A 25,876-nucleotide genomic window follows, 5' to 3' on the forward strand; every position below is an offset into this window, starting at 1 on the left:
ATTCATGGGCTTTTTTTCATCTATTTCTGAAGGTATATTCGCTGCCAAAGTTGTTAAAAATATAGCTAATCACCTAAATGTACACACATCCCAATTACCAGACTGGGTATTAACTGGCAAAAGATTCTGCGCCAATGCATAAAGCCCACGGGTATACTCCTGAAGAAGCTGCGATATCAATATTAGAGACTCAAAAACAATATATACTTGCAGAAATAACTAATAAATAGGGTGAATTATCAGTATGGCGAATGAAATATGTAGTGTTTGTAATGGCTCTAGAGTTGGTAAAGCCAATCCACAAAGCAACAAAGATATTGAATCTAATGGTGGAATAGATTATCAGCCTATCGAATGCCAGCATTGTAAAGGTTCGGGTAAAGAGCCAGAGAGTTCAGTTGCAAATTAAATATTAGAGTTTTGTGATAATTTGCATATAACAAGTCACTGCAAAGGACTAAAAACAGCTGGCTATTGCTCGTGCCTCGCTATTTTAGCCATCAATTTTTAGCCTCTGAGTGAGGCGTTATATTTAAATGGGAAACTGTAAAATGATCAACTTAGCAAAATGTTTAAGGTCTTATTTAGAAGTAAATCACAATAATATTGAATTGCCCTTTATTCATAAATTTCCTCATGATTGCTGTGAAGTAACTACATTGATTCTTGCTATAGCTGCATCTAAAAACAAGCTAAATAGTAAATACCTTATTGCTAAAGGTTACGATCAAGCTAATGATATTTGGCATTTTTGGCTTGAGGATGAAGGAAGCATTATTGATATTACAGCAGATCAATTTGGCAGAGAGTTACTTTTTGGAATCACAGAAGATTGGAATCATAAAGTTTTTTCTGACTATGAATTAATCGACCCAGTTAAATTCGTTTCGAGTCATGAAATGCTTATTTCAAATATAAACGAATTGTCTCGAGTAGTATCGTCATTGAAAATATAACATGATCTTCAAAAAAATTGGTTAGTCCCACTTGGCTACATAATTTTAGCCAATAATTTTTGTCCGCTTAAGCGGGCTTTATATTGTTAACATTTACATCAACCTATAAGGGTATTTATGTTTTTCTTCGGAATGAATAAAGTTTTAAAAACTTACTTGAAGCTCATTGTTAAGCCACAAATTGAAGCAACCTCATATTATCAACAGTCCTCTGAGTATCAGAATTTTATGCGGGAGTATTGGCTATCTGAAGAATATGTTTCTTGTTATATATTTTCTTTAGTATATATAGCTATTCGAAAAGAAAACTTATCTAAGCCGACTAAGCACTACTGTGATGCTTATGATTATTTGTTCGGTTCATGTAGTAGGGATTTGTTAAAAAGGGGCGATTTTTTATGGAACAATCCAGATTCTAAGCACATTGCTGATGAAATGTTTGAATTAGCCAAGTCTAACGTTGCACTATTCTCTTCTCAGCTAGAATCGGGACAAACCCCAGATTATAACTGCATTCAAAATATGGTTGAAAAAAATCCTTTATTAAAGGAAATAGAGAGTATCTAATCGGCTATAAAAATATAACAAGTTAATCAACTGGACGTATTACGGTTGTCATCATTTTTTCAAAAGAATAAGGCGCAAAAATGATACCAACCTACACGCCAGTTATTAAGGCGTTATATGCCTTTCAATTATTGTGAGCATTCTGAGTTATGAGGAAATAATGAGAGAAGAGTTAAGAGCTAAAATCATCGACGTTTGTAATAAAAAAATCGACACTAAAGGCGATAATGTAGGGCTATCTTTTTATGCTTTCTTCGCAAATAAAAATGATAATCCTGAATTGCTTATGGAAGCTGCCACCTGGTGGATACAAGTTCATAAATTAGATCATTTTGTTAAAGCATATAAAATTAAAGAAATGATTCAGAATGGGCTGTAGCGGCATATAACAATGCCTTAAAGTCGGATTCGTAACAGTTGGCTACGTTTCGCTTCGCTCCACATTATAGCCAACTATTACTCACCGCTTAAGGCGGCGTTAGGCGAAAAGGAGAAATCGTGTTTACCCTTGAACATCAAGATGGAAATATAGAATACAAGTTCGAAAAAGGCGGTTTCGCTGTAATAGACTCGAAGCTGTATCTATCCATTCAATCAAAAGCTTTAGAAGAGGATGGATTTCCAGATTGCTACTACTTTGCAATTGATGGCTTTCCCATAAAAACTAGCTTAGAGAGCTCGAAAATTGAAATTGCGACGAATCCAGATGACGAGCCTCCTAATGTCTATGTATATACTACTTTTCACGCATGTGAGGTAGAAGCAATCATACACCTTGAAGTAATATCTGAGAAAGAAATTGAGGTTTCTTTGCAGGTTATTTCTGAGGATGTTAATTATTACAACGAAAAAGCGAAGCCAAATCCATTTAAGGGGTCAGTAAAGCTCAATGAGAAAAACTTGGGGGAAATGTGGATACCATCATAGCGCCTAACAAGTTTGTCCAGCTGACGTTTTGGTCTACGCTCCGTTTTTGGACGGCTTCGCCACTTTACCCAAAAACTCCACTACAACCAAAACGCAACTGACAAATGCGTTATAAAGTTTTCACACGGCAGTGTGATATGTTAATCTTATTAAACCACAACCTCCTAATAAGGATATTAAAATGACTGAAACACTATTTGAAACTATCTATAACTTACTCGACAGAGAGACTGAAGGTAACTATGAAGCACAATCTGTGCCTTCAATAGACAAACTCTACCAATCTAAAAACCAATTTGTTAACTTGTGCTCTTGGCAAAAAGAGAACACTGAGTTACTGAACGAGTTCCAATCCTACTTTAAAGAGATAAACGAAGTTTCGGTCATACCTGAAACAATGAAAGCCCTATGTGTTTTTATCAGTAAGTTTCCCGACCAACAAATTTAAAGCAAAGTACATTGCAATACCATCATCATCCGTCTGGTATTCTCGGCTTGTAATGTACTCTTCTAAAAGTTTAACGCCCTTAGCTAGTTTAATAAAATCTTGCATATTATTTTCCTCTTTTACTTAAATTTTAATTTGCTCAGTATTGAGCGTTTAACTTTATAATCGGGTAGCCGGAGGTCTCTAACCTCCAGCCCCCACACCACCCATCATGCGGGTCCGCAATGGGCGGTTCATCTCCCGTAATGAATATTGATCCAAATATCTCTCAATGACACTAAACCTTGTGACGCTAAATAGTCATTACCTAATGCAATGTTAATTCCTTTTGTTTTCGAGCTTCGACAAGGGCCTTTGCTGGTGATACCACAGGCTATGGCGAGTCGTTCGCTAACACCCAGCTTTATTAAACTGCGTACTTTCGTGCGTGGTTTACGCCATTGCCGCCAGTAGCACATTCTTATCCTACGGCGTATCCAATGATCTAAATCCACCGTTAACTGATAAGCGTTGGCTATTAGGTAATAGTGTCCCCAGCCACGTAAATACTGCGTGAGTTTATGAATTTGTAGGGTCATTGAGATCCCCCAGTTGCGGTTAGTGAGTTCTCTTACATTTGCTTTAAATTTCTTTAGCGCCTGTTCGTGGATCTGCACTTGAGCGTAACGGAAGGTAAACCCAAGAAATTTCGAGCCTGATACGGGACCGACTCGACTTTTCGATTCATTCACTTTGAGTTTTAATCGGTTAGTGATAAACGCAGTAATGTCCCGTTGGATTATGAGCCCTTCACTTTTCGTTTTTACTAAAATGATTATGTCATCAGCATAACGTGCAAACTTAAGGTGTTTGTAGGTTAGCTTCTTATCTAATTCATCGAGTAAAATGTTGGAAAGCAAAGGGGATAATGGCCCACCTTGAGGGACTCCTTTGGTTGACTCAAACCACAGACCTGTTTCGCGTTCTGCTACCCCTGCTCGGAGGTATTTACCGAGTAGGCGCATGAGTGCTTTGTCTTTGATTTTACGAGCAACACGATTCATCAGCATGTCATGGTTTACTTCATCAAAGAACTTAGACAAGTCAATATCAACTGCTGTTTTATAACCTTGTTTAACACAAGATTGAACATGATTTACTGCTTGGCTGGCTCTTTTATGAGGGCGATAACCATAACTATGTGGTGAAAATAGAGGCTCAAAGTAAGGGCTAATCACTTGAGCAATAGCTTGTTGGATCACTCTGTCGATAACAGAGGGGATCCCAAGCATTCGCTCACCGCCATCGGGTTTGGGTATTATCACGCGTTTGACTGGCAAGGGTTGATAAGTGCCGTTAAGTAATTGGTGTTTAATACCCAGCCAATGTAACTTAGCGAAGTGATTAAATTCTTCAATACTCATATTATCAATACCCGCAGCCCCTTTATTTCGCTTAACATGTTGCCATGCCGTGCCAATATTGTGGTTGCTCAGTACACTTGCCATCAGGTCATGATTTGTTTGGTTATATTCATTTGAGGTATTATTCACAGCAGAACGCTGTTCATCACTATCACAACACGGTGATCTATGTGAATTCAAGTTCAATTGTAGTATCTCCTCTGGTTAAGATGTTCAGGCCTTCACCATGTCTTATCCATTACGATAAGTGTTGGGCTACTATGCCGTCTGCTGACTTCTGATAAATCACTCTAGCGATTACTCGATAAAGCGCGTCTAAACTAACGCTTGTTTACTGCTATTTCGCTCGCTGTAGGTCGCAGCAACCAAAGCGCCAAGGGTTGAAAAACCAGTCCCTAACTGGTAATGTCCAAGCGTTAGCGCGGATGCGTGTTTATCAGATCTCCCCGAATAAGGTGCATCGACTTTCTCTGCACAACTGCATCATTTACGGTGGCCGTTAGATCACATGACTTCGCTATCTTGTGCTAGCTCGTCTCCAGCCTACGCCTCATATGATGTTTTTGTTCATCAGCTCGCAGATTTGCTAGCGGCTTCCTCTAGACTATCTCTCACGATTTAGCCCTTGCCATTTGCGAGTGTCTATCGTTTAATAACAGTATGTTATTTAAACGGTGATCTTCCTACAGAGGACTTTCACCTCATAAGTCAATGCCCATGTCGGGCGTACACAAGTTGCTTAAACGGAAAAATAACAGTTGGCGATCGCTTCGCGATTATAGCCAACCGTTATTTTCCGCTTAGCAAAGCGTTAGCAGGCAAGGAATATGCGAGCCACATTTATCGATTCAGAAGGTCAATATTTAGAAGCTACCGTTAAGGTTGGTGATATAGAATTACGCGTTATGGATGAGTTTGGTGGCTCTATGTTGGCGGCCGATACAGAAATTGAATTAGATATATTTGTTGGTTTAGCTTTCGAAGACGAAAGTTGGGAATCAATGTTTAATTCAAATCCAGATTGTAAAAAACAGTTAGTGCATCAATCTGGTTGGTGTTATCGCGCTTATGGCGTTGTTACGCAAATTCAACCTGATGTACTTGTTGATGTGGGCTTTACTACTTTAGAGGCTCCAATAAGTACAAATGATATAAATGTTGTTGGGGTTCCTGTAGCATTCACTATTAAAAGGCTTGGTGCTAATGCCAGCTAACAAGCTAAATTAATAAGGACAAAAAAACAGTTGGCTGTTTTCGTTCCTCAACATTTTAGCCAACCACTTTTTGCCCATTATTAGGGCGTTGTGGCTGTAGAATTACTCTTTTTAGGAACGTGTTGTACTATTTCAAATTGATTGCTTTTTAACCTTGAATCCATCTGTTCGGTGTGATCTAATAGATATTATTCACCCACGGTAAACTGTTATGGCTAACTATAAGCCTGACTTATCCTGTCAAAATAAATTCATTCCTATCAATTTCGCTGAGCAAATTTTGCCTGGCACCTTTGAGTATGCCCTTTGTTATATCGTCGAAAATAAACTTGATTTATCGGGCTTTGACGCGTGGTATAACAACGATAAAACGGGCGCGGCGGCGTATCCGCCTTCGGTAATGCTAAAGATTATTTTACTGGGCTATGCACATGGTTTAATTAGTAGCCGCCGAATTGCTAAAGCGTGTGAGACGAACATTTTATTTATGAGTGTGTCGGGAGATATCCAGCCGCATTACACATCAATAGCAGGCTTCGTTGCTAAAATGCATGAACAGATTGAACCGATTTTTACGCAAGTGCTGATGATATGTGATGAAATTAACAGTGACATATATGGACGCTCCCTTGAAGTCAAAACGAGCCGATGTATAAACATCTAAGTTGGTGCTTTTATTCATTATCATGTATTCCATTTCGCAGTAATGATGCGTCACAAGCTTGCTAAAAAGCAAAGGTACTGACATATATTCGAGCTATGGTGTCATGATTATCATGCGCCATGCTCCTAATGAGCTTCGTACCAAGGGACCTAAAAAATATTCACCCAAACGAGATTGAATCTCGTGTCTTTATCTGGTTAACCTTGGTTAGCGTGCGCTTTTTATTTCATTATAAGTGAAGTACATACAGGATAAGCGTATGTTACGACTTAAGTGCCCAAACACCCACTCAGGTTTTAAAACCTATGTCATAATCAGGCTGTCTTAAGTCGTAAACTCGGGTGTGATTGGCGTGTAAAATACGCATAATTAAGCATCCTTGCGTGTATTTTGCACATACTGAGGTGAATAGAGGGTTTGCTTGGTCAGCAATACCCACATCAGCCGCGCCAATCTGTGCGCGGTGGCAACCACCACACAATTAAAGTGTTTTTTCTCGCGTAATTGATTTATCCATTGGCTTAGCGCATCTGTCTTATGGTGACTTCTGGCGATAATGGCGCGAGCACCGTGAATAAGTTGTTTTCGTAAGTAACTGTTGCCGCGTTTAGTAATACCAGACATTTTACTTTTATCGCCTGACGCGTATTGTTTAGGTGTTAATCCTAGCCACACCCCGAGTTCTTTTGCATTCTTAAATGCCTGACCGTTCCCGATTGATGCCGCATAGGCTGAGGCATTGAGTACACCCACGCCAGGAATGGAGTGAAGTATTTTAGCGTTTGTATCCCGTTCAACGTGTGCAGTAAGCATCGCTTCAATGGCTTTAATGCGCTTAACAAGGGTTTTGTACTCAGTGTAAATATCACTCACCATTATGCGCAGCTGAGGGCGAAGCTCAGAATCACTTTCTAACGTAATTATCCCTTGCTCAAACGCCTTCATACCGACAGGAAATACATACCCAAAATCGACCAATAAACCGCGTAATTGATTCGTTGCAGCAATGCGATTTTGTAGCAGCCGTTCGCGTATTTTATGAAGCATGAGTATTTCTTGCTGAGCTTCAGTTTTAATAGGAACGAATTTAATATGAGGGCGTAAGCTGGCTTCGTAAATAGCAAGGGCATCGTTACTGTCGTTTTTATTACCGCGTACAAAAGGCGTAACGTGTTGTGCTGGAATAAGGTCAACGGTATGACCGTAAGACGTAAATACTCTCCCCCAATAGTGGGAAGAATAGCAGGCTTCCATCACGACGCGGCACGGTGGTGTATTTGCAATGAAGGCGTTGAGTTTAGGTCTGTTTAAGCGTTTATTGCATTCTCTTTTATGGTTAGAATTAAAGCCAGCGACTTGGAATACATTTTTTGCCAAATCAATTGATAATGTGCTAATTTTCATGGTGGACGTTCCCTTTAACTGAATGTGAGTTATAACCAGTTTGGCGCATTGACGCCGTTTTGGGGAGCGTCCATCTCATCACCCATCCTAAATTTTGCTCTTTTCAAAATAAAAGACTACGTTTTGATTAGTGCAAAAAATAAACAGGGTGTCTTATGGCAATTGCAAGAAAGCGCCAAGTAAGTTTGGTTGATACAAAGTACTACCATTGCATATCACGTTGCGTACGCCGTGCATTTTTATGTGGGGAAGACCACTTTACAGGTCAATCCAACGAGCATCGACGAGGCTGGGTTGAAGATAAGCTGCTTGAATTAGCTAAAGTATTTTGTATTGATATATGTGCTTATGCCGTAATGAGTAATCACACCCATTTAGTACTGTATGTAGATGATAAGAAAGTAAATAGGCTGAATGATAAAGCGATTGTTATTCGCTGGCATAAACTCTGTAAAGGCACAGTGTTAACGCAAAAATATGTACAAGGTGAAAAGCTAAGTAAAGTTGAACTCATCTTTTTCAACCAAACGGTTAAACAATACCGCGAACGCCTAGCAAGTATTAGCTGGTTTATGCGGTTGTTAAATGAAGACATTGCGCGCAGAGCAAATAAAGAAGATAACTGCACAGGACGATTTTGGGAGGGTAGATTCAAATCGCAAGCATTACTAGATGAAGCAGCACTTACAGCGTGTATGGCCTATGTCGATTTAAATCCCATTAGGGCTAAAATGGCTAACACACCAGAAGGGTCAGACCATACCAGTGTACAAAAGCGCTTAACATGCGCGAAAGAAGGTAAACAACCTAAACAGTTACTACGTTTTTCCGGTATGCCACGTCAGATTATGCCTAAAGGGCTGCCGTTTGAGCTTAAATCGTACCTTGAACTTGTTGAGCTAACAGGGCGAATAATACGAGAGGATAAACGCGGGTATATTGATAACATGAACCTACCTTTGTTAGAAAGGCTTAATATCTCCCCAGAGAACTGGTTAAAACTGACTACGCAATTTACGCGCGTATTTCATGGTGCAGTAGGCAGGCCCACTTCACAAGCAAGTTACTGTGAAAACTTAAAGCGGAAACGGCGATCAAATATTAGCAACTGCGAAAAGCTACTCGCATAATACTTAAGCTACTTAGTAAAACCATTCAGTAAACATTAAAACTGCAATTATGTAGTTATTATCATGCGTGTCATTCAGGTTTTAACGTGCTAATAACTTATTTAATGGATGAAATAAAAGTAACCCAATATTAAAAGATAAATTCTCAACCTAAAAGTGAATAGCCAGATTAAAAATAGAGTGGCTGTCTTGTTTAGTTCTGTATTGAGCCAGTGTTCGGAAACATTACAGAAAAATAGAGTGGCTGTCTTGTTTAGTTCTGTATTGAGCCAGTGTTCGGAAACATTACAGTGAATAAAGGGATGAATAAATTGACCTTACGGGGTCAAACGAAAGTGAATGCCTTTAGTTTATGCTGCGGCAACTGTATTGCCTTGTTCATAATATAGAAAAGCTACAAAACACGATGCATTAAGAAGGGGAGCCCTTTTACTCTAAATAAAAGCCACTCAAACAACCGTAATCCCTTCCAAAAAGCTAGTTAAAACAATACCAAACCAGCTTTTATATTCTATGAAAAATACAGTAATCAATTGAATCAAAATAGGAACTCAGCTATGGTTTGTTTATCAATAAAAACAAATAAAAAAACGAGTTAATCTACAGGCTCGTTAGAGTTACTTGTTCCATAGCTATACAGGAGTATTTAATTTGGAAAGGAAACACCAAGTCTTTGTATCTTCAACTTACAAAGACTTAATTGCAGAACGTAAAGAAGTTATCCATGCATTATTAGAATTAGACTGCATTCCTGCGGGTATGGAGCTTTTTCCTGCAACTGATGAAGATGCATGGTCATTGATCAAAGAGGTTATTGACGGTTGCGATTATTATTTACTTATAATCGCAGGTAAATATGGTTCTGTGAACACTGAAGGTATTGGTTATACGGAAATGGAATTTGATTATGCTATTAGCCAATATAAGCCTGTAATTTGTTTTGTTCATGAAAATATTGATGACCTTAAATCGAACAAAGTCGAAAGTACAGAAATAGGGAAAAATAGGTTAAATGCTTTTAGAGACAAAGCACAGTCAAAACATTGTAAGTTTTGGGTTTCGGCTCATGATTTAGGTGGTAAAGTTTCTCGAAGTTTAATTCAATTAAGGAAGAAACATCCTTCTGATGGTTGGGTTCCTGGACAATATGCTGCCGATCAAGAAATGCTGTCTGAGATGGAAAGGCTGAGAACCAGAATTGCTGAATTAGAAGTGGAAGCATTAAGTAGAAAAGATGGTAAACCATCAAACTATGACGAATTAGAAAACGGCGAAGACATTCATACATTATACGCAAATCTTTATATAGATAAAAAAAGACAGAAAAAAGAAGTGGTATTTTTAGAAGCAACTTGGGATAAGTTATTCTCATATTGTGGAACTGAATTATCAGGTGAGTGCTCTACTGAAGAGTTAGCAGAAAAAATAAGGCTAGCATATTTTCATTCGTTACCTGAGGAATATGATGAGTTTATTCATTACAGTGACATAATCCTACAACGTATTTGTGAAGATCAAATTCATGTTCAATTTCAAGCTTTGGGCCTTATGGAGTCAGGTATTAAAAAGCGCGCAGTATCAGATAATAAAACATATTGGAGGCTAACTCCTTTTGGTGAAAGGTATTTAATTCAAATTAGGGCATTAAAAAAGGAACTCTAACAACACGCTCTGAGGTGGACAGCAAGCGCTAAAGCTCACTTTCCACCGCAAATTTTAACAGCGGTGATCCCTTACTTTTCAATGCAGTTAAGTAAGTTGATTCATCATAGGGCGTATGTGTTTTCCAGCACCTAAATAGGATTCGTATCCACTTAAATGCTAATGATCTGATGATTGTATTATGAGGTTTTCCTTTGGCTTCTTGCTGCCAACTATCGTGGCCAAGTAACGATGCTTTTGCCCAAAATGAATAACGCACAGATAATCCTGTCCATTCCACAAATGTTTGCCTTAAAATTTAGTGCATGAGTATCGCCAGTGTATCCATTCCTTCTTCCCACTGCGTTCGGTATGCGTATTTTGTATGTTAGCATCGATTTATAACGGTCACAATTTGACCCCATAGCGGATAAAAATAATTAGGAAATTAGGATGGCACCCATACTAATTATTACGAAAAAATCCAACAAAAACAGTGTGATGGGTGTATTGTTATAAATAATGAATCACGTGAAAACTGAGCTATGTAGACAAAGTGAAAGTAAAAATAGACAGCCCAATCGGGCTACGATAGTGGTTTATTAAAGAATAGCAAACGACTCGGCTGTATCGAACCGGCTTTCCTTTAAATAAAAAGCGAAATATTACGGTGAATAAAGGGATGCATAATATAATCATTTATTTAGGTTTCTTTTCAGCATGCATTACATTTTTATTTTCTAAGCTCCTCAATACTTCCATAAGTTTAGCCATCGGTTCATTAATTTCAGTTGGTTTATTTATTGGCGCAATAGGTGATTTAAGGAGCGGAGCTATACCTTATTACAGTTTTCGCGAAATAGTTGTATATGTTGTTGGTTGTATTTCTTGGTATGGTATAGTTTATTTGTTCAGTCGCTTTTCTAATAAAAACAAAGTGGTATAAACACATAACAAGCCAACTAAGCTGGACTATAGCTAGGGAAAGTATGCAGAAAATTTTAGTTTTAGCGGTTATTTTAGTTTCTGGTTTTGTGAAAGCAGAATCTGATCCTTGTGAGTCAACCCAATACCCAGTTAAATGGGAATCTGAATTAGTGCATCCCGAATCTTATGAGCTTCCAGCTATTTTCTACAAAACTAATTATTCAAAGGTAATTTTACCTGTATCAAAAGCGATAGACTTTGTTAAAAATAATATGGCAAACCATAAGGCATATTTAAAAGACGCTAAAGCTTACATACTTGAAAGCTTATCTAAAATGCCAAAAAACAAACTTATAGACCACTCAAACCTCTTAATTCCAACAGATGGCTTGCAAGGACGAGAGTTGAGTAAAGCCATTCATGTTATGGCTGGATATCAAGGGCTATTCGAGGGATTACTATTAAAAAATGAGGCGTCAGTTAGTATTAATGGTAATTGGGTAAATTCATCAAGCGTTACTTACATGGTAGGCAATGATCCTGCTCCCTTGGATGACTTGAGTTTTGTTCATAAGTTAATTGTTTCTAATTCAAACCAAGTAGTGTTTGAAAAATGTTGGCTAGATAGAAAACAGCCATATAACAAAACGCGCTGAGGTGGGCGACTAGTAAAATTTGGCTATTAATTGTGGGTAGCTGAAAATAGTAAGTAAGATTTTAAAAACTTTATAACAAGGAACGTATATGAATTTATCTGAAGGCAAAACTGTAATTGAGTTTGAAATATCAGAAACAGGCCACCAAATTGTTGAAGCTAAAATTAACGGTAAATTGTTACGTTTTATTTTAGATACTGGCGCTGGGGCATCTGTTTTAGACAGGGGATGCCTAAGTGAGCTAGGCATTGAAGAGACACTAAATATTGAGAATGCAGCAGGCTTAGGTACTTCGGATCACGCTATGGGAGATATAGAAGTTCATTCAATTGAGTTTGGAAATGCCTTGTTTGAAAGTCCTGACTTTGTGTCACTTAATCTTGACCATGTTCAGGTCGCGGGTGGTGAAAAGGGAGTACATGGCTTGTTAGGCTCTCCTTTTTTACTCAATACCAAGCAGTTATCGATTTTTCAAAAAATAGGTTAGCGCTTTTTAATAAAAAAATTAAATAACTAACCTAAACTTTGTTCTTTAGTCGGTTTTAGCTAACGCACCATGTTTATGGATTTTACTATGACATGGTGCGACAGCTGTTATTGTTTACAATTTGTATTTCAAAGCTACTTTTCTATTTTTTTCTAATAACTCTTTTCTTATAATTTCAGCCCCAGCGCTCAAGGCATTTAGTTTACCTCTGGCTATATGGTGGGGTAGTGGAGCCATGCCGCAGTTGGTACACGGGTAGAGTTTGTCGGCATCTACAAATTGCAGTGCTTTACGTAGCGTATTAGCTACTTCTTCTGGCGTTTCGATAGTGTGATTTGCTACATCAATTGCGCCTACCATTACTTTTTTACCGCGAATGAGTTCTAGTAAATCCATTGGTACATGGGAGTTATGGCACTCTAGTGAGATAATATCGATATTAGATTGCTGAAGCTTAGGGAATGCTTCTTCGTACTGTCGCCATTCAGATCCTAATGTTTTTTTCCAATCTGTATTTGCTTTAATGCCGTAGCCATAGCAAATATGCACGGCGGTTTCGCATTTAAGCCCTTCAATTGCGCGCTCTAAACAGGCAACTCCCCAGTCGTTTACTTCATCAAAAAATACGTTAAACGCGGGCTCATCAAATTGGATGATATCAACGCCTGCAGCTTCTAATTCTTTTGCTTCTTGATTAAGAATGATGGCAAATTCCCACGCTAGTTTTTCGCGGCTTTTATAATGATCGTCGTAAAGCGTGTCAATCATTGTCATTGGGCCTGGCAATGCCCATTTAATAGGTTGTTTGGTTTGCTTGCGTAAAAATTTAGCGTCTTCAACAAACACAGACTTTTGACGGCTAACAGGGCCCACAACGGTGGGTACGCTTGCGTCGTAGCGGTCACGAATTTTTACTGTTTTACGTTTTTCAAAGTCAACGCCATTTAGGTGCTCTATAAATGTAGTTACAAAATGCTGCCTTGTTTGCTCACCATCGCTAACAATATCAATACCTGCTTGTTGTTGGTCAAATAATGACAAGCGAAGGGCGTCGTGTTTTCCTTGGGTTAATTCATCACCTTGTAATTTCCAAGGTGACCAAAGTGTTTCTGGCTCTGCAAGCCATAAAGGCTTAGGTAAACTGCCAGCGGTAGATGTAGGTAGTAATTTTTTCATAATAAATAATGCCGTATATTTTAGTTAATTATTAAACGTAGCGTTAAGCGTGTTATTACTGGTTGTTACTATTAGTTGTTATGACAGATAGCGAGTAGAGAATTGCTCAAGAACTGTTTGATACGGCTTGATAAAATGCTCTTGCGCAAACTTGCCTTGCTCGTTTGCTAACTTGCCGCGCTCTTCTCGGTCATACACAATTTGCGTTAGTGAGTGGTCCAAGTTTTTTAAGTTTGGTTTATATGATTTACCCGCTGTTGCGTTGGCATTATAAATCTCTGGTCTGTAGATTTTTTGAAACGTTTCCATCGTACTAATAGTGCTTATAAGCTCAAGATTGCTGTAATCATTAAGTAAATCACCAAAGAAAAACAATGCTAAAGGCGCGGCACTATTTGGCGGCATAAAGTAACGTACCTGCAAGCCCATTTTTTTGAAGTATTGCTCAGTTAAAGACGATTCATTTGGCTCGTATTCAACGCCAAGTACCGGGTGTTGGTTTTCGGTGCGGTTATAGGTTTTGTTATCTGACACACTTAGGCATATAACCGGTGGTTTTTTAAAGTTTTGTTTGTATGTACCCGAATTTACGAATGACTGAAATAGCTTGCCATGTAATACCCCAAAGTCATCAGGAATACTAAATTGAGACTTGCCTTTATTGTGCTCTTGTAGGAGTACGCTAAAGTCGTAGTCGCGTACATACGATGAAAAGTTGTTTCCTACAATGCCTTCAATGCGCTTATTAGTTTTATGATCAACAATATTTGTTTTTAATATTTCGATAGAGGGAAGCTTTCGCCGCCATCTTCAATACCTATCTCAACAGAGATAATTTCAAGCTCAACAGCATAACGCTCACCTTTGGTGTTATCCCAATGGGCTAGGGCATTAAAACGGTTGTTAATCATGTTTAAGGCGTTACGCAAGTTTGCTTTGCGGTATTCACCTCTGGCTAAATTAGCAAAGTTGGTTGTGATACGCGTATTAGTTGATGGATGATAATTTTCGTCGAGTGAAACGCTCTTTATATTAAATGTAAAATCTTTTTTCATCGTGTTTATATCCAATTTTATAATTTAAACCTGATTGATGCTTTGCGCTTTATTAACCTTGCAACTGGCTTAGCTGGCTTAGCTGGCTTAGCTGGTTTAGGTATTCAGCAGCTTTAAGTTGTTAAATAGTGTTTAGCGCTAAGGGATGAGTAATTTATACGTTGATTGGTATATGAAGAAAAACGGTTTAATTTCACATAAAACATGAGTCATATTCATTAATCATTATTGTTAGATTTGATTACGTAGCAGTTGACGAAAAAAAGGCACAAATCAGTAAAAATAACGGATGGATGTTTAGCCGTTTAGACTTCTTTGGTGGTGGTGTGCACTTTATTCATGTTGAACATGAGGAATATTCAAAGGGGTTTTTTATAGCTATAACAGTACATTAGCCAAATTTCAGTATGTTAAGTCGTTGTTTTTACTAAGATTCATCACTGGATAAGTTTTAATTAGCTATAAAAGCAGATACTTCAGCTCATCTAACCTAAATGATAAACCGACTTTTTTGAGTACGGATATAAATGCTTGTAAATTAATAAAAGCGTTATTAGCCATATTAGTAGCAATGGTAGTACGTTAACTAAGTTATACTCGTTTTTCATCACCTCACCTATTGAGTATTCGTGGATATCAAAGGCACTTGTATTGCATCAACTATTGATGAGCATGGCCCTGTTTATGTATATCAAACAAAAAAGAATCTAATTCTCAGCTTTGACGGAAAAATTTATCAAAGCTGTATTAAATTAAATAATATTAACGGGTTAAGCTTAGCTTATACGCAAGCTATGATGGCTGCGCTTTTTTTATTCCGCACTTAAAAACCGCGATGATAATGGGACTTGGGGCGGGCTCTATAGCAAAAAGTCTTTATCATGCGTTTCCTGCACTGACCATACATACCGTTGAATACCGTAAAGCCGTGGCTGATATGGCTATAAAATATTTTGAACTGCCTGTGTCAGAACGTTTGTTTATTCATATTGATGATGCGGCAAACTACATGAAAAACACGCAGATAAAAACGGATGTTATTTTTTCTGATTTATACAGCTCAGAAGGGATGGAGTCAGATCAGGTGCAATCATCCTACTTACGCGATTGTAAAAATGCGCTCACTTTTGATGGGGTTTTAGTACTTAATATTTGCCATACCAAAGTTGGGCAAAGAGAAGCGTTCGATCAACTTCTTGAGAAAGAATTTGCAGGAAAGATTCTTAGTTTTATTATTGAAGGCGGCAATAAAATTGTTTTTGCTTTTAACAATACAATGCCTGTACTTAGTGAGGATAAATTACTTGCTAAGGCTCACGCGTTACAAAAATTAATAAACGTACCAATGACGCGCTATGCTGGGCTTTTATTTAATTAAAAATGGTTAGTTTGATGTACTGTTAAATGGCGCGTTTAAATCCATCCGTCTATCTGTTGTTCATTTAAACTTAGTTAAACTAATCATACTCTGAATAAAAATAATAAAGTACGTACCCGTACGGAAACTCTCATACATGGATTACTGTAAAAATATAATCGCTAAATTTATAAGCGCGATGCAAAAGCGGCCTGGATTATTGGCTGTATTGGCGTTTTTGTCGGGCGTTGCCAGCTTTGCACTTGTAGATAGAAAAGAGTCTTTTTCGCAAGTTATTGCGATATTTTTACTTATTAGTTGGTTGTGGCTAATTATTGATAATTGGCTACGAGACAAAGTAGAAGAAAAATTTGGTGTGGCTGTATCTCCTAATGTAATGCGTTTTGCGCTACAAATGGTGCAACAAGAAAGCCTATTTTTTGCTTTGCCGTTTTTTTAGCGGTTACGCAGTGGGATCATCCTCAAGCATTTTTTACCTCCCTCATTGTTTTGTGTGCGGTTATATCGGTAATCGACCCCTTTTATTATAAGAAGCTTGCTAAAAACCGTACGTTATTTAGTGTGTTTCATAACTTTGCTTTATTTGTTGTTTTACTTGTTACCTTACCTATTTTGTTAAACCTTACAACGAGCCAAAGCTTAGCCGCAGCCCTTGTAACGGCTGTAGTGGTTACTCTACCGAGTTTAAACAATTTAATGCCTAATGCACGCTGGTGGCGTTTTCCTATTCTTGTATTTATTTTATGTGCTTTGAGCACTGCTGTGTGGCAATTGAGAAGCTATGTGCCTCCTGCAGCGCTGCGATTAACCGATATTACGTTAGCTCATGAAGTTGATTTACAGCATAAAAAGCCAGTAGGGAGTATCAAACAGTTAGACTCCTATACACTGCATCATCAAGGTTTATATAGTTGGACCGCTGTTAAAGCACCTAGAGGCTTAAATGAAAAAATATTTCATGTGTGGCTTCATAATAAAGAAGAAGTTGATCGGATCACGTTAAATATAAACGGCGGGAGAGACCTTGGTTACAGAGCATGGACCCACAAGGTAAATTTTCCTAGCGACTCTGTTGGTAAGTGGCAGGTAAAAGTAGTCACTGAATCAGGTCAGTTAATAGGTTTAACGAAATTTACTGTTACACCTTAATTAACTAATCCGGCTGTATTTTAAACACATAGCTGATATAGTTTTTCTATTACAAACTAATGGACATAGTTAATGAGTATTGCATTTGAGATTTTTATTTGGCTAATAGTTGATACTGGCTTGAGCTTTTTATTTTACTCGACCGGTTGGCTGTTATTAAAAGTGGTTACGTTTGGGCTGTATAAAAGCGAGTTTAAAGATTTTGCATCTTATAAAGCGAGTAAAGCTAGAAGAGTCGACTTAACCTTCCTACTCGGTTTTGGTTTTTATGTTGCACTGATTACCCTTATGGCTTACTTGACTCACTAGCTAGTTTTAATCCACAAAGATCAACAGACCAATGGTTACTAAAGCTCAGTTTTAAATTTAATTATTATTATGCTTTGAATCAATAAACAATGCGTATGTGTAATACACAATAACTAAAAAATGTTAGTGTTTAGCTATCGTTTAAAAAAGTTGAGAATTACATATGAAGTTTTTAGTATTTTTAGGCACAGTACGCGATAGCACTCCACCAAAACCAGCTCGCTTAGGCTTAAGGGTTTCTAGGGCTTGTATAGAATGCTTAACAGAGCATTTTGGCGGTCATGAGTTTGAGCTAATTGATGCGTTGGACTTTCCTAGCGAAAACGTATTTAAACCGCACTTTGCATATGCTAAAAGTAATGCACCTACAGAGCTCACTCTATTAGCTGATAAAATTAAAGCCGCAGATGGATATATAATGATTAGCCCTGAGTACAATCACAGTATGAGTCCAGCTCTCGCTGACTTGCTTAATCATTTTGGTAGCTCACTGTTCTCGTATAAACCAAGTGCAATAGTAACTTACTCAGCAGGACAGTGGGGTGGTGTAAGAGCGGCCATTAGTATGCGCACGTTTTTATCTGAACTTGGCTGTTTGCCTGTATCGGCGATGATCCACGTGCCAAAAGCGCAAGATGTGTTTAGTGAGGATGGCAAACCTGTTGCAGGAGAGAGTCAATCATCGTGGTTTAATTATTTCTCACGCACCTTTGGCCAACTAATATGGTGGGCGCAGGCTGCTAAAGAGCATACCGAGGTGGTTGACCCACAAAGTTTGCTAAAAAGCTTTAAAACAGATCCTTCTCAGCGCAATGCACCTTAATACCCGCTAACTAATTGTGTCTTGAAATATCTAGCCTTACTAAGTATGCTAACGCTTAGTACATGTAGTTCTGTTCCCCATAAAATTGAAATGAGCCAAAGTACGGCTGCAAATATGAACCTTATCGCTTTTACTGAGCAAAGTGCACCGAAGGGTGTTGCTGGCACTTACCAGTTTCAAATTAAAGCGGCGGGAGCTCAGGGTCGTTGGTTATATTTAAATACCGAAATTGATTATCGCGACAGGCGTTCAATTACGGTATCAATACAGCCTAATGTGGTAGCAGAGCTTCAAAGTAAATACGGACAACCAGCAGACACCTTTTTTATTGATAAAACAATAGAAGTAACAGGCGAAGCTAAACGAGTAACTATCGATTTTATGAGCCGTAGAAGAGCCACTAATAAATATTATTAGCAAACGCACATAGCTGTGTCATCTATTAAGCAGCTTCGTGTTATAGAAAGTTAGCAAAAAGCAATGGACTGTGTTTATATACAGTGCATTGTAAAAAGCTTACTTTGAGCTTTAACGTTTACACTTAAATTTACTGCTATGGCGCTACTTTAGCGCTGTTTTATTTCACGATTTCAAAACTCTTATTTAACCTATTGTAATTTCATTACATAAAACTAATAATTAGGGCGTGTTGATCTTTGGTGGGTGAATTTGCAGCAGTATGTTTGGTTTTTAGGCAAGGCGGAGCCTATGTAGTGTGGTTATTCCCCATGAATAGGCGATAACGCAGCATAAAGACCAAACATGCGCTGCCCTTTGGGTTCTTTCTAGGGACGATTAACTCTTTGTTGCTCGGTTTTTACTTAGCCCACTAGGTTACAAACCTCGCGCCGCGATTTAATCGCCCCTAGATTGAACAAATTTCAATCCACAAAGATCAACACGCCCTAGTTAGTTTTATAAATTTGAGTACCTGTATTGAAAGCCAAAGAAATCCGCAATTTTTATATCAACGAAGAGCAATCTGTTTATTTGCTTTCGCACCGCGATGCTAAAAAACACCGCCAGTGGCTTAATATTTGTATTAAGCAGCTAACACTGCTGGGCTACAAAAACGTTGAAATGATTGGCTCGGGTGCTTTTGGTTTTGTGTTTGCAGGTGATGACGATAACGGCTTACCTTGGGTATTTAAGTTTTCGCGTATTACACTTGCCCAAAGTGTACGCGACCGCCTAGAAGACGAAGCGTATATGCTTTCGCAAATTAATAACCCCTTAGTGCCTACCTTTTATGCGTTTGAGCGAATTAAAAAACAAGGGATTTTAATGATGGCGCGTGCCATTGGAGAGGACCTTGAAAAAGTATCGCTTAAAACAGGGCGCTTTAGTGCCGCGCAAATAATGGCGTTAGCTGTTAGATTACGTAATGTATTAATTGATTTACGTAGCCACAAAAATGGCGTTAGCCCACAACCTATAGTGCATGGCGATATAAAACCTTCAAACCTTGTTTGGGATGCAAACACTGATGCGCTGTCGTTAGTGGATTGGGGCAGCTCTGTGTATGCACAGCTCGATAGTGATGGTAACCCTGTTGCCAGTAACTTTATGGATTTAATGTCGGGTGATTTAAGCACAACGAATGCTCGTATGGGCGATGTATATTTTATTGGTGAAGCGCAAATGTCGGGGGAGCAATCATCCCCACGATTCGACGAGCAAGGTGTAGCCGCTACGTTGTATGCGCTAGCGTCGGCGCAGTCGTGTCGCTTTGGTGCGCAAGCCATCCCTGCAAGCAGCTTAGGGCTCCCCAAAGAACTGGCTAAAGTGATTGATGGCATGCTGTCAAAAAGTAAGGCCATACGTGATGGTGCTGGTGATTACTTTATGCGTAACATTACAACTATGGCTAAAATGTATTTACCTGAGCTTGATAAAAAACAAAGAAAAGCAGATATCCCTTTTTGGTATGGCAACGACGAGCAGCCCGACACGGTAGTATATAGTTCACGAAAACAGTTTTTACGCCAAGCCGATCATAACCAGCAATTACTAGATATAAACGACGCGCAACTTGACCGTTATTATAAAGAGTTTTTGTTTGATACAGGCGATACCGAAAAAGCATTTTTGGCATCGATAAGTCGATTAGCTAAGTACCCTGTAGTAGGTGGGCTTAGTTTTCATTGGAAGGATGAGTCGATGTTTGTTGAATCGTCTTTAATTATGCATGACGAATCATTGGGTGATGCGTTTAGCGATGCGATTAATAACACGGTAATGCTTGCTCAAGCGATTAATCAAAAAGGGTTATTTAAGTGTTGTTTGTTTGATGCCCGTAAAACCATCCAGTTAGAGCGAGATGGCACCGGTGCATTTAAGTTTGATAGCCTACCAGAGCTTGAATACGAAGTTGTAAGCATGAAAGCAAACGACATAACCCGCCCGCATTCATACTTTGAAGACGGCAAAGACCCTGATGAGCAACTACAGCTACCTAAAAAAGTTATTAAATGCGTATTTGAGCTTAACCAAATTCATCATACAGGGTGTATTATTTTTGAAGCACTGCCCGACAGAATGAAGATTCACCATTACTACCGCTTACTCGATTCGAGCAAAGAGATTGAGTTTAAACGTTTGCTAAATAAACTTATGCAATACGCGGTAAATATTACGGACGTGGGTGTTGCGGGCTTCATGAAACTCCCATATAAAAACACCCGTGAGTTTAGTTTATGTGAGCAGCAACAAGAGCATTACTTTCCTAAAAATCCCAAGCTTGTATCTTTATAGAAAGAACCCTTCACTAAAGAGTGTTAAATAAGAAGACAAAGATAAAAAGAGCACAAATTGGTTTAACTTGTACTCTTTGCTACTTAATTATTTAGGTAAGTATTACTAATTATTAAACACCTTGCTAAAGGGCGACGTTGGTGATAGCTCAAATTGATGAGTTAGCTTTTGCGTTTTTTTAATCGCTGTAATTTGATAGTGCTGCTTGTGCTCATTGTTACTAAATAGCTTAACGTTAAAGTTAACCTTGGTTAGTTTACTAGGCAAAGAGTAGCGCCCAGTAATGGTTACTTGGTCTATATTGTCGTTTTTATGTGTATGAGACGCTTCTGGGTTTAGCAAAAGTCCGTCAATAGTAAATTTATATTGATGATCCGCTAAATAAACGTTCTTTTTAATTCGCTTAGTTATTAGCTTTTTATGAGCGTTAAACTCAATTATTGACACTTTGCCATCCTTGTTTTCATCAACCCATTTAAAAGCCGACATAGGGATTGAAAGCACAATAAACACGTTATTATCTACAAAGTTTAATGTTCCGTGTTCTGCAACCATTAAATGCGCGTTTGCTAAGGTTGGTGTGCTCAATAAACCTAACGTAACCATACTTAATAGACATTTTTTTATGTAAGGCATAGCTTACTCCTAACTAAACTTCGCCTTTAACGCAGCGTTGAAAAAACGGGTAAGTGTCTGTTGCGTAGTAGTGGTATATCCCATCAGGAAACTCAGGTGTTACGCCAACGCGGCCATTACATTCATCTAAATCACCAGAGCCTGCTACGTATTCCCAATCTTGTGCAAATGTACCTAATGGGTATATATCGGTAGAAGGGCGGTTTGCGCTTACAGATGTTATGTGTTGGTAGCTGCCGGTCATTACGGTTAGCGCTGAAGACGCATCATTTGAGTCTGCATAGCCGTAACGTGCATAAATAGGAAAGCCGTCTGCTGCCCAGCCTATTAGAGTCATAGTGGAGCTATTGCCACCTCGCAGTGTTACAAAGCCTTCAGGCATACCATGATAGTGATATGTGCCATCGGGTTGTACGTGTGCATTGTTGTCGTCTGTTCCAAAACTAAACGTGTCTTGGCTTAAAGCTTCTATATTCCAATTACCGCTGTTGTCGCCTAAATCACAATCGGTGCCTGAATCATCGCAACTTCCGCCTGTGCCGGCGTCTATTTTAATGCCGTTAAGTACAACGCCTATCATTCCACGAGGCCCCCCAAGCATGGTTGCTTGTGTTGTTTCTACAGGCTCAAGTGTGTAGCTTTCATTTACTGATTGTTCAGAAATAGTATTTGGGTTATCTGCATTAGGGAATGTACCTACTTCGTGATCAGGTATGCCATTAGCGACTAAGTCGCGTGTAGTTCCTGTGCATGACCAATCTGCAGCGCTGGTGGCTTGTACTGATTCTGACTCGTTATATTCACTGTAGCTATATTCACAAAGCACGCCTTGGGTTGAGCTACTCGTACCTGTACCGTTATCTGAGGTGGTTGGTGATGAATCTGTAGTTGTTGAGGTATCAACTATGCCTTCTCCACCTCCACAAGCAACTAACGATGAAACAACTAGAGCCAAGGTGCTTAGCTTTATAGCATTTACCCGATTTGAGTTTTTAATATTAACTGCGTGTAGTTTCATTGCTGCATACCTGATCAATTAAGTTACTCAAACAATAATCAGCAATTGTGCAAATAGTGTGTAAACAATGATGACAAATTAGCAATGATGTAAATAGGCGAAGTATTAAAGCTAAGTTGAGATTTAACTTTATTGGATTGTGTTTTATTTTAAAATTTCAAAAAGTTAAACTAATGCAAAAATAGCTAATATAAAAGGTTACCTTAATGGCTAAAACAAAACCTGAAGTGACGTTACAAAGTCACGGTATTTACTCTAAGTGGGACAGCGAAAGTAAAGCATTGCCACAAATAGAGCAATTTACAACAAATGTAATAGCTGAGGTAGATGTTGAGTTTGGCTTAATCGTAAATATTAAAAAGGGTAAAGGCGAAAAGCTTCACTATTGTATATACCATCCAGATATTCCAGACAGTGAAGGTGATGTAATGGACCCCTTTGAAGGCGATGTATACGTTAAAAACAGTGATTGGAACTTTTATTTAGGCGACACGCTTTGGTTGCCAATAGAGAATAAATTGGGTGATTGGCGTATGACTATTGAGCTAAATGGGAAAATTATTGCTGATAAAACTTTTAAGGTGGCATTAGAGGCAGAGCGTACTGAAACAGATTTTTGGAAAAACCGAGGGTATTGATTTCTATTTGTTAGCTATATGGTGTGGATGTAATAAAAATTAATAAAAGAGAGTTGTAGAGCCATTTAAAATAGCTCTACAAAATTAAATTAGCGTGTTTAGTTACCCCAAGGGTTACTAGAATTAGAGCGTTGTTTACGATCGCGAGCACGTTGCTTTGATGCTTTTTTTCTATAATACGTTTAGCATCAACAAAACTAAGTTCACACGGCTCCCCCGGTTTATGATCAGCTGGGATCACGCGATCACGTGGCGGTAATTCGTATTGAACATCATCAGGCTTAGGTAAGTTTTTAAGGCGATAAAGGTAAAAGTTATCTACTTTTTCTTGTGCCCATTGTGTTTTACGTAAAAATTTAACCGCTGACTTTATATCAGGATTGTTTTTAAAGCAGTTAAGTTGTAAATAAGCGTGTAGGAGCTCCCACCCGTATTGTTCAACCAGCTCTTCAACCACTTGTTCTAATTTAACGCCTTGCAGTGGGTTATTACTGAAAAGTTCTTGGTTGCTCATAGGTGTTGCCTCGTTATTAAAATACAAATTGCATTATAAATTTAATAACGAGGCTTTAACAGAGTAAATAGCTTAACTTTGGCAATTAACTACAACACGACCGCGTATTTTGCCTTGCATAAGTCGCTCTGCGTTATCAATGGCGTGTTCTAGTGAAATTTCTGTTGAAATTTTATCTAAATAATCGGCGCTAACTAATTTTGCTAAACGATCCCACGCTTCAATTCTGTCGGCTTTAGGGCGCATTACGCTATCAATGCCTATAAGAGATACGCCACGTAATATAAACGGGGCAACTGAGGCAGGTAAATCCATGCCTTGTGCAAGTCCGCAGGCGGTTACTACACCCCCATACTTTAATGATGCACAAATATTAGCAAGTGTATGGCTACCTACCGAATCTATTGCCGCTGCAAATCGCTCTTTTTGTAAAGGCTTACCCGGGTTTGAAAGCTCATTTCGGTCAATTATTTGTGAAGCGCCTAACTCTTTTAAATACTCACTTTGATCTAATCGACCCGTTGCCGCTGTTACGTTATAGCCAAGTTGGTTTAGTAAATAAATAGCAAAGCTGCCTACGCCACCATTGGCACCTGTTACCAGTATTTCGCCAGATTCAGGAGTTATTCCTTGTTTTTCAAGTGCTATAACACTTAGCATAGCGGTATAACCGGCTGTACCTATTTGCATTGCTTGTTTTGGTGAAATACCTGTAGGCAAGGGGATTAACCAATCGCTATTAAGTGCTGCTTTTTGAGCAAGCCCGCCCCAATGTTTTTCGCCTACACCAAAGCCATTTAATATTACGTTATCGCCATTTTTAAATTCATCGCTGGTGGAATTTGTAACCGTACCCACTAAATCGATACCTGGCACCATAGGAAAACTGCGTACAACGGGGCCTTTCCCCGTAATTGCTAAACCATCTTTATAGTTAAGTGTGCTGTATAGCACGTCGATAGACACGTTTTCGTTTGGTAAATCACTGCTTTCTATAGTCGATAATGAGGCGCTGTAGTTATTATCTTCTTTATTAATAACAATGGCTTTAATTGGGGTACTCATTGGATATCCTTTTAGACCGATCGTCTTTTAATTGGTAAATAAAAACGCATTAGGTTAGTAATGCGCGTAAAAACATTTCTGTATATAAAGTAAGTGGGGTATTTGATTTTGTGAGCTTGGCGCGCATAACAGCGCCTTCCCAACCAATCCAAAAGTACTCACTCATCAGTTTTGTATTTACATGGCTTGCAATTGTGCCTTGTTGTTTAGCTTGATTTAAGCAAACCTCTACCTGGTTTTGCCAAGCAGTGTAGCTTTGCATTAACCTGATTTTAAACTCTTCACTTAAATGGTTAAGCTCTTGATTTAAGTTACCCACTAAACACCCACGTTTGTAATCGTATTTTTTCATCCCTTTAATTGCGCTTTGGGTAAAATTAACGATGCGTTCAAGTGGGGGAACATCTTCTTGTTGCAGGTAATGGGTAAGCTTGGCAATAAAATAACTGTCGTATGCATCAACTAACGCAATGCCGTAGGCTTCTTTACTTTTAAAGTAATGATAAAAGGAGCCTTTAGGTACAGCCGCTTTTTTTAAAATAGTATCGAGCCCCGTGGCGCTAAAGCCAAATTCAGTTAAGGTTTCTAGGCCCGTGCGAATAAGTAACGCTTTGGTATCGGCGTTCTCTCTGGCTATTTTAGGTGGGCGACCACGGCGTATTGGTGTTGATGTATTTTTGTTCATGCACACATATTAGACCGGTCGACTTTAAATAATCAAGTATAAATTCAAATTGTTTAAAAATACTTCAAGTTAGGGGCGGGCTACTAATTTAAGATTAATGAAATAAAAGTGTCACGATTACATTTTTGTTTGGAACTTAGTCTATATTAGTCGGTCACAATTAAAGCACATAAGTGCTTTTTAGCGATTATTGAGTCGCATTTTATTTAGCATAAAACCGGTCAAATTAAATGTTGTATGACCACTTACTTT

Annotated in this window: 24 protein-coding genes and 9 pseudogenes; 23 read left to right on the plus strand and 10 right to left on the minus strand. The window is 38.5% G+C overall.

Features of this window, described 5'->3' with window-relative positions:
* Window positions 1-244 precede the first annotated feature (244 nt).
* The 6 genes from P4S71_RS17740 to P4S71_RS17765 all read left to right on the plus strand — a co-directional run bounded on the left by P4S71_RS17740 (window position 245) and on the right by P4S71_RS17765 (window position 2,898).
* A complete protein-coding gene (locus P4S71_RS17740) occupies window positions 245-409 on the plus strand; it encodes a hypothetical protein (RefSeq protein ID WP_337151166.1) in 165 nt (54 codons plus the stop codon).
* Window positions 410-551: 142 nt separating this feature from the next.
* Window positions 552-956: a hypothetical protein gene (locus P4S71_RS17745; protein ID WP_337151167.1), complete on the plus strand. Its 405-nt coding sequence runs from the start codon at window positions 552-554 to the stop codon at window positions 954-956.
* Between the two features lie 117 nt (window positions 957-1,073).
* Window positions 1,074-1,523, plus strand: a complete 450-nt coding sequence (locus P4S71_RS17750; RefSeq protein ID WP_337151168.1) for a hypothetical protein — start codon at window positions 1,074-1,076, stop codon at window positions 1,521-1,523.
* Between the two features lie 160 nt (window positions 1,524-1,683).
* A complete protein-coding gene (locus tag P4S71_RS17755; RefSeq protein ID WP_337151169.1) occupies window positions 1,684-1,902 on the plus strand; it encodes a DUF6500 family protein in 219 nt (72 codons plus the stop codon).
* A gap of 119 nt (window positions 1,903-2,021) precedes the next feature.
* Window positions 2,022-2,450 carry a hypothetical protein gene (locus P4S71_RS17760; protein WP_337151170.1) on the plus strand — a complete coding sequence of 143 codons (429 nt, stop codon included), beginning with the start codon at window positions 2,022-2,024 and terminating at the stop codon, window positions 2,448-2,450.
* Between the two features lie 181 nt (window positions 2,451-2,631).
* A complete protein-coding gene (locus P4S71_RS17765) occupies window positions 2,632-2,898 on the plus strand; it encodes a hypothetical protein (protein ID WP_337151171.1) in 267 nt (88 codons plus the stop codon).
* 233 nt (window positions 2,899-3,131) lie between these two features.
* Here P4S71_RS17765 and ltrA read toward each other — a convergent pair whose 3' ends face one another.
* On the minus strand, window positions 3,132-4,487 hold the full coding sequence (ltrA, locus tag P4S71_RS17770) for a group II intron reverse transcriptase/maturase (RefSeq protein WP_337151172.1): 1,356 nt from the start codon (window positions 4,485-4,487) through the stop codon (window positions 3,132-3,134).
* Between the two features lie 641 nt (window positions 4,488-5,128).
* Here ltrA and P4S71_RS17775 point away from each other — a divergent pair.
* Window positions 5,129-5,515 carry a hypothetical protein gene (locus tag P4S71_RS17775; RefSeq protein WP_337119309.1) on the plus strand — a complete coding sequence of 129 codons (387 nt, stop codon included), beginning with the start codon at window positions 5,129-5,131 and terminating at the stop codon, window positions 5,513-5,515.
* 211 nt (window positions 5,516-5,726) lie between these two features.
* Window positions 5,727-6,146, plus strand: a pseudogene (locus P4S71_RS17780) (transposase); the annotation flags it as partial.
* A 402-nt stretch (window positions 6,147-6,548) separates the two neighbouring features.
* On the opposite strand, the gene P4S71_RS17785 reads toward P4S71_RS17780, so the two are convergent.
* Complete coding sequence (locus tag P4S71_RS17785; protein WP_337151174.1) at window positions 6,549-7,583, minus strand: IS110 family transposase; 1,035 nt, start codon at window positions 7,581-7,583, stop codon at window positions 6,549-6,551.
* A 155-nt stretch (window positions 7,584-7,738) separates the two neighbouring features.
* Here P4S71_RS17785 and P4S71_RS17790 point away from each other — a divergent pair, with 155 nt between their 5' ends.
* The 3 genes and pseudogenes from P4S71_RS17790 to P4S71_RS17795 all read left to right on the plus strand — a co-directional run bounded on the left by P4S71_RS17790 (window position 7,739) and on the right by P4S71_RS17795 (window position 10,375).
* Window positions 7,739-8,713: a transposase gene (locus P4S71_RS17790; RefSeq protein ID WP_337151175.1), complete on the plus strand. Its 975-nt coding sequence runs from the start codon at window positions 7,739-7,741 to the stop codon at window positions 8,711-8,713.
* A 260-nt stretch (window positions 8,714-8,973) separates the two neighbouring features.
* Window positions 8,974-9,128: pseudogene (locus tag P4S71_RS23185) on the plus strand (transposase); the annotation flags it as partial.
* Between the two features lie 236 nt (window positions 9,129-9,364).
* Complete coding sequence (locus P4S71_RS17795; RefSeq protein ID WP_337151176.1) at window positions 9,365-10,375, plus strand: DUF4062 domain-containing protein; 1,011 nt, start codon at window positions 9,365-9,367, stop codon at window positions 10,373-10,375.
* A gap of 28 nt (window positions 10,376-10,403) precedes the next feature.
* Here P4S71_RS17795 and P4S71_RS17800 read toward each other — a convergent pair.
* Window positions 10,404-10,726: pseudogene (locus P4S71_RS17800) on the minus strand (IS110 family transposase); the annotation flags it as partial.
* Window positions 10,727-10,869: 143 nt separating this feature from the next.
* On the opposite strand from P4S71_RS17800, the pseudogene P4S71_RS23190 reads away from it, so the two are divergent.
* The 4 genes and pseudogenes from P4S71_RS23190 to P4S71_RS17815 form a co-directional block, all read left to right on the plus strand.
* Window positions 10,870-11,054: pseudogene (locus P4S71_RS23190) on the plus strand (hypothetical protein); the annotation flags it as partial.
* Entirely contained in the window at window positions 11,037-11,300 is a 264-nt protein-coding gene (locus P4S71_RS17805) for a hypothetical protein (RefSeq protein ID WP_337151177.1), read from the plus strand. The pseudogene P4S71_RS23190 and the gene P4S71_RS17805, both read left to right, overlap by 18 nt.
* A gap of 43 nt (window positions 11,301-11,343) precedes the next feature.
* Window positions 11,344-11,937, plus strand: a complete 594-nt coding sequence (locus P4S71_RS17810) for a hypothetical protein (RefSeq protein WP_337151178.1) — start codon at window positions 11,344-11,346, stop codon at window positions 11,935-11,937.
* 88 nt (window positions 11,938-12,025) lie between these two features.
* Window positions 12,026-12,450 (plus strand): annotated as a pseudogene (locus P4S71_RS17815) (aspartyl protease family protein).
* A gap of 88 nt (window positions 12,451-12,538) precedes the next feature.
* On the opposite strand, the gene P4S71_RS17820 reads toward P4S71_RS17815, so the two are convergent.
* Window positions 12,539-13,600 (minus strand): methionine synthase, encoded by a 1,062-nt coding sequence (locus tag P4S71_RS17820; RefSeq protein WP_337151179.1) that lies wholly within the window; start codon window positions 13,598-13,600, stop codon window positions 12,539-12,541.
* A gap of 78 nt (window positions 13,601-13,678) precedes the next feature.
* Window positions 13,679-14,655: pseudogene (locus P4S71_RS17825) on the minus strand (DUF1852 domain-containing protein).
* Between the two features lie 629 nt (window positions 14,656-15,284).
* On the opposite strand from P4S71_RS17825, the pseudogene P4S71_RS17830 reads away from it, so the two are divergent.
* The 7 genes and pseudogenes from P4S71_RS17830 (at window position 15,285) to P4S71_RS17860 (ending at window position 21,068) form a co-directional block, all read left to right on the plus strand.
* Window positions 15,285-16,033, plus strand: a pseudogene (locus tag P4S71_RS17830) (spermidine synthase).
* A gap of 178 nt (window positions 16,034-16,211) precedes the next feature.
* Window positions 16,212-16,882: pseudogene (locus tag P4S71_RS17835) on the plus strand (DUF5924 family protein); the annotation flags it as partial.
* A gap of 111 nt (window positions 16,883-16,993) precedes the next feature.
* Window positions 16,994-17,182, plus strand: a complete 189-nt coding sequence (locus P4S71_RS17840) for a DUF2914 domain-containing protein (RefSeq protein WP_337151646.1) — start codon at window positions 16,994-16,996, stop codon at window positions 17,180-17,182.
* 72 nt (window positions 17,183-17,254) lie between these two features.
* Window positions 17,255-17,491: a hypothetical protein gene (locus tag P4S71_RS17845; protein WP_008136419.1), complete on the plus strand. Its 237-nt coding sequence runs from the start codon at window positions 17,255-17,257 to the stop codon at window positions 17,489-17,491.
* Between the two features lie 163 nt (window positions 17,492-17,654).
* Window positions 17,655-18,314, plus strand: coding sequence for an NADPH-dependent FMN reductase (locus tag P4S71_RS17850; RefSeq protein WP_337120357.1), 660 nt, complete (start codon window positions 17,655-17,657; stop codon window positions 18,312-18,314).
* Window positions 18,315-18,359: 45 nt separating this feature from the next.
* Entirely contained in the window at window positions 18,360-18,731 is a 372-nt protein-coding gene (locus P4S71_RS17855; protein ID WP_337151180.1) for a hypothetical protein, read from the plus strand.
* Between the two features lie 519 nt (window positions 18,732-19,250).
* A complete protein-coding gene (locus P4S71_RS17860) occupies window positions 19,251-21,068 on the plus strand; it encodes a protein kinase domain-containing protein (protein ID WP_337151181.1) in 1,818 nt (605 codons plus the stop codon).
* A gap of 105 nt (window positions 21,069-21,173) precedes the next feature.
* Here the strand turns inward: P4S71_RS17860 and P4S71_RS17865 are convergent, their stop codons facing one another.
* Together P4S71_RS17865 and P4S71_RS17870 are read right to left on the minus strand one after the other, a co-directional pair.
* A complete protein-coding gene (locus P4S71_RS17865; RefSeq protein ID WP_337151182.1) occupies window positions 21,174-21,704 on the minus strand; it encodes a hypothetical protein in 531 nt (176 codons plus the stop codon).
* A 13-nt stretch (window positions 21,705-21,717) separates the two neighbouring features.
* Window positions 21,718-22,722, minus strand: coding sequence for a YHYH protein (locus P4S71_RS17870; RefSeq protein ID WP_337151183.1), 1,005 nt, complete (start codon window positions 22,720-22,722; stop codon window positions 21,718-21,720).
* Between the two features lie 206 nt (window positions 22,723-22,928).
* Here P4S71_RS17870 and P4S71_RS17875 point away from each other — a divergent pair, with 206 nt between their 5' ends.
* Complete coding sequence (locus P4S71_RS17875; protein ID WP_007377140.1) at window positions 22,929-23,360, plus strand: DUF3859 domain-containing protein; 432 nt, start codon at window positions 22,929-22,931, stop codon at window positions 23,358-23,360.
* Between the two features lie 98 nt (window positions 23,361-23,458).
* Here P4S71_RS17875 and P4S71_RS17880 read toward each other — a convergent pair.
* The 3 genes and pseudogenes from P4S71_RS17880 to acuR form a co-directional block, all read right to left on the minus strand.
* Window positions 23,459-23,874 (minus strand): annotated as a pseudogene (locus P4S71_RS17880) (VF530 family DNA-binding protein).
* A 72-nt stretch (window positions 23,875-23,946) separates the two neighbouring features.
* Window positions 23,947-24,939, minus strand: coding sequence for an acrylyl-CoA reductase (NADPH) (gene acuI, locus P4S71_RS17885; RefSeq protein ID WP_337120362.1), 993 nt, complete (start codon window positions 24,937-24,939; stop codon window positions 23,947-23,949).
* A gap of 49 nt (window positions 24,940-24,988) precedes the next feature.
* Window positions 24,989-25,624: an acrylate utilization transcriptional regulator AcuR gene (gene acuR / locus P4S71_RS17890; protein ID WP_033029609.1), complete on the minus strand. Its 636-nt coding sequence runs from the start codon at window positions 25,622-25,624 to the stop codon at window positions 24,989-24,991.
* Window positions 25,625-25,876: the final 252 nt, after the last annotated feature.

Source organism: Pseudoalteromonas sp. B62 (genome assembly GCF_037162565.1).
Lineage (GTDB): Bacteria > Pseudomonadota > Gammaproteobacteria > Enterobacterales > Alteromonadaceae > Pseudoalteromonas > Pseudoalteromonas fuliginea.

Coding starts and splice junctions, on each gene's coding strand:
- P4S71_RS17740 (WP_337151166.1), top strand. CDS start 245: ATGGCGAATGAAATATGTAGTGTTTGTAATGGCTCTAGAGTTGGTAAA.
- P4S71_RS17745 (WP_337151167.1), top strand. CDS start 552: ATGATCAACTTAGCAAAATGTTTAAGGTCTTATTTAGAAGTAAATCAC.
- P4S71_RS17750 (WP_337151168.1), top strand. CDS start 1,074: ATGTTTTTCTTCGGAATGAATAAAGTTTTAAAAACTTACTTGAAGCTC.
- P4S71_RS17755 (WP_337151169.1), top strand. CDS start 1,684: ATGAGAGAAGAGTTAAGAGCTAAAATCATCGACGTTTGTAATAAAAAA.
- P4S71_RS17765 (WP_337151171.1), top strand. CDS start 2,632: ATGACTGAAACACTATTTGAAACTATCTATAACTTACTCGACAGAGAG.
- P4S71_RS17775 (WP_337119309.1), top strand. CDS start 5,129: ATGCGAGCCACATTTATCGATTCAGAAGGTCAATATTTAGAAGCTACC.
- P4S71_RS17785 (WP_337151174.1), bottom strand. CDS start 7,583: ATGAAAATTAGCACATTATCAATTGATTTGGCAAAAAATGTATTCCAA.
- P4S71_RS17790 (WP_337151175.1), top strand. CDS start 7,739: ATGGCAATTGCAAGAAAGCGCCAAGTAAGTTTGGTTGATACAAAGTAC.
- P4S71_RS17805 (WP_337151177.1), top strand. CDS start 11,037: ATGCATAATATAATCATTTATTTAGGTTTCTTTTCAGCATGCATTACA.
- P4S71_RS17810 (WP_337151178.1), top strand. CDS start 11,344: ATGCAGAAAATTTTAGTTTTAGCGGTTATTTTAGTTTCTGGTTTTGTG.
- P4S71_RS17820 (WP_337151179.1), bottom strand. CDS start 13,600: ATGAAAAAATTACTACCTACATCTACCGCTGGCAGTTTACCTAAGCCT.
- P4S71_RS17845 (WP_008136419.1), top strand. CDS start 17,255: ATGAGTATTGCATTTGAGATTTTTATTTGGCTAATAGTTGATACTGGC.
- P4S71_RS17850 (WP_337120357.1), top strand. CDS start 17,655: ATGAAGTTTTTAGTATTTTTAGGCACAGTACGCGATAGCACTCCACCA.
- P4S71_RS17855 (WP_337151180.1), top strand. CDS start 18,360: ATGCTAACGCTTAGTACATGTAGTTCTGTTCCCCATAAAATTGAAATG.
- P4S71_RS17865 (WP_337151182.1), bottom strand. CDS start 21,704: ATGCCTTACATAAAAAAATGTCTATTAAGTATGGTTACGTTAGGTTTA.
- P4S71_RS17870 (WP_337151183.1), bottom strand. CDS start 22,722: ATGAAACTACACGCAGTTAATATTAAAAACTCAAATCGGGTAAATGCT.
- P4S71_RS17875 (WP_007377140.1), top strand. CDS start 22,929: ATGGCTAAAACAAAACCTGAAGTGACGTTACAAAGTCACGGTATTTAC.
- acuI (WP_337120362.1), bottom strand. CDS start 24,939: ATGAGTACCCCAATTAAAGCCATTGTTATTAATAAAGAAGATAATAAC.
- acuR (WP_033029609.1), bottom strand. CDS start 25,624: ATGAACAAAAATACATCAACACCAATACGCCGTGGTCGCCCACCTAAA.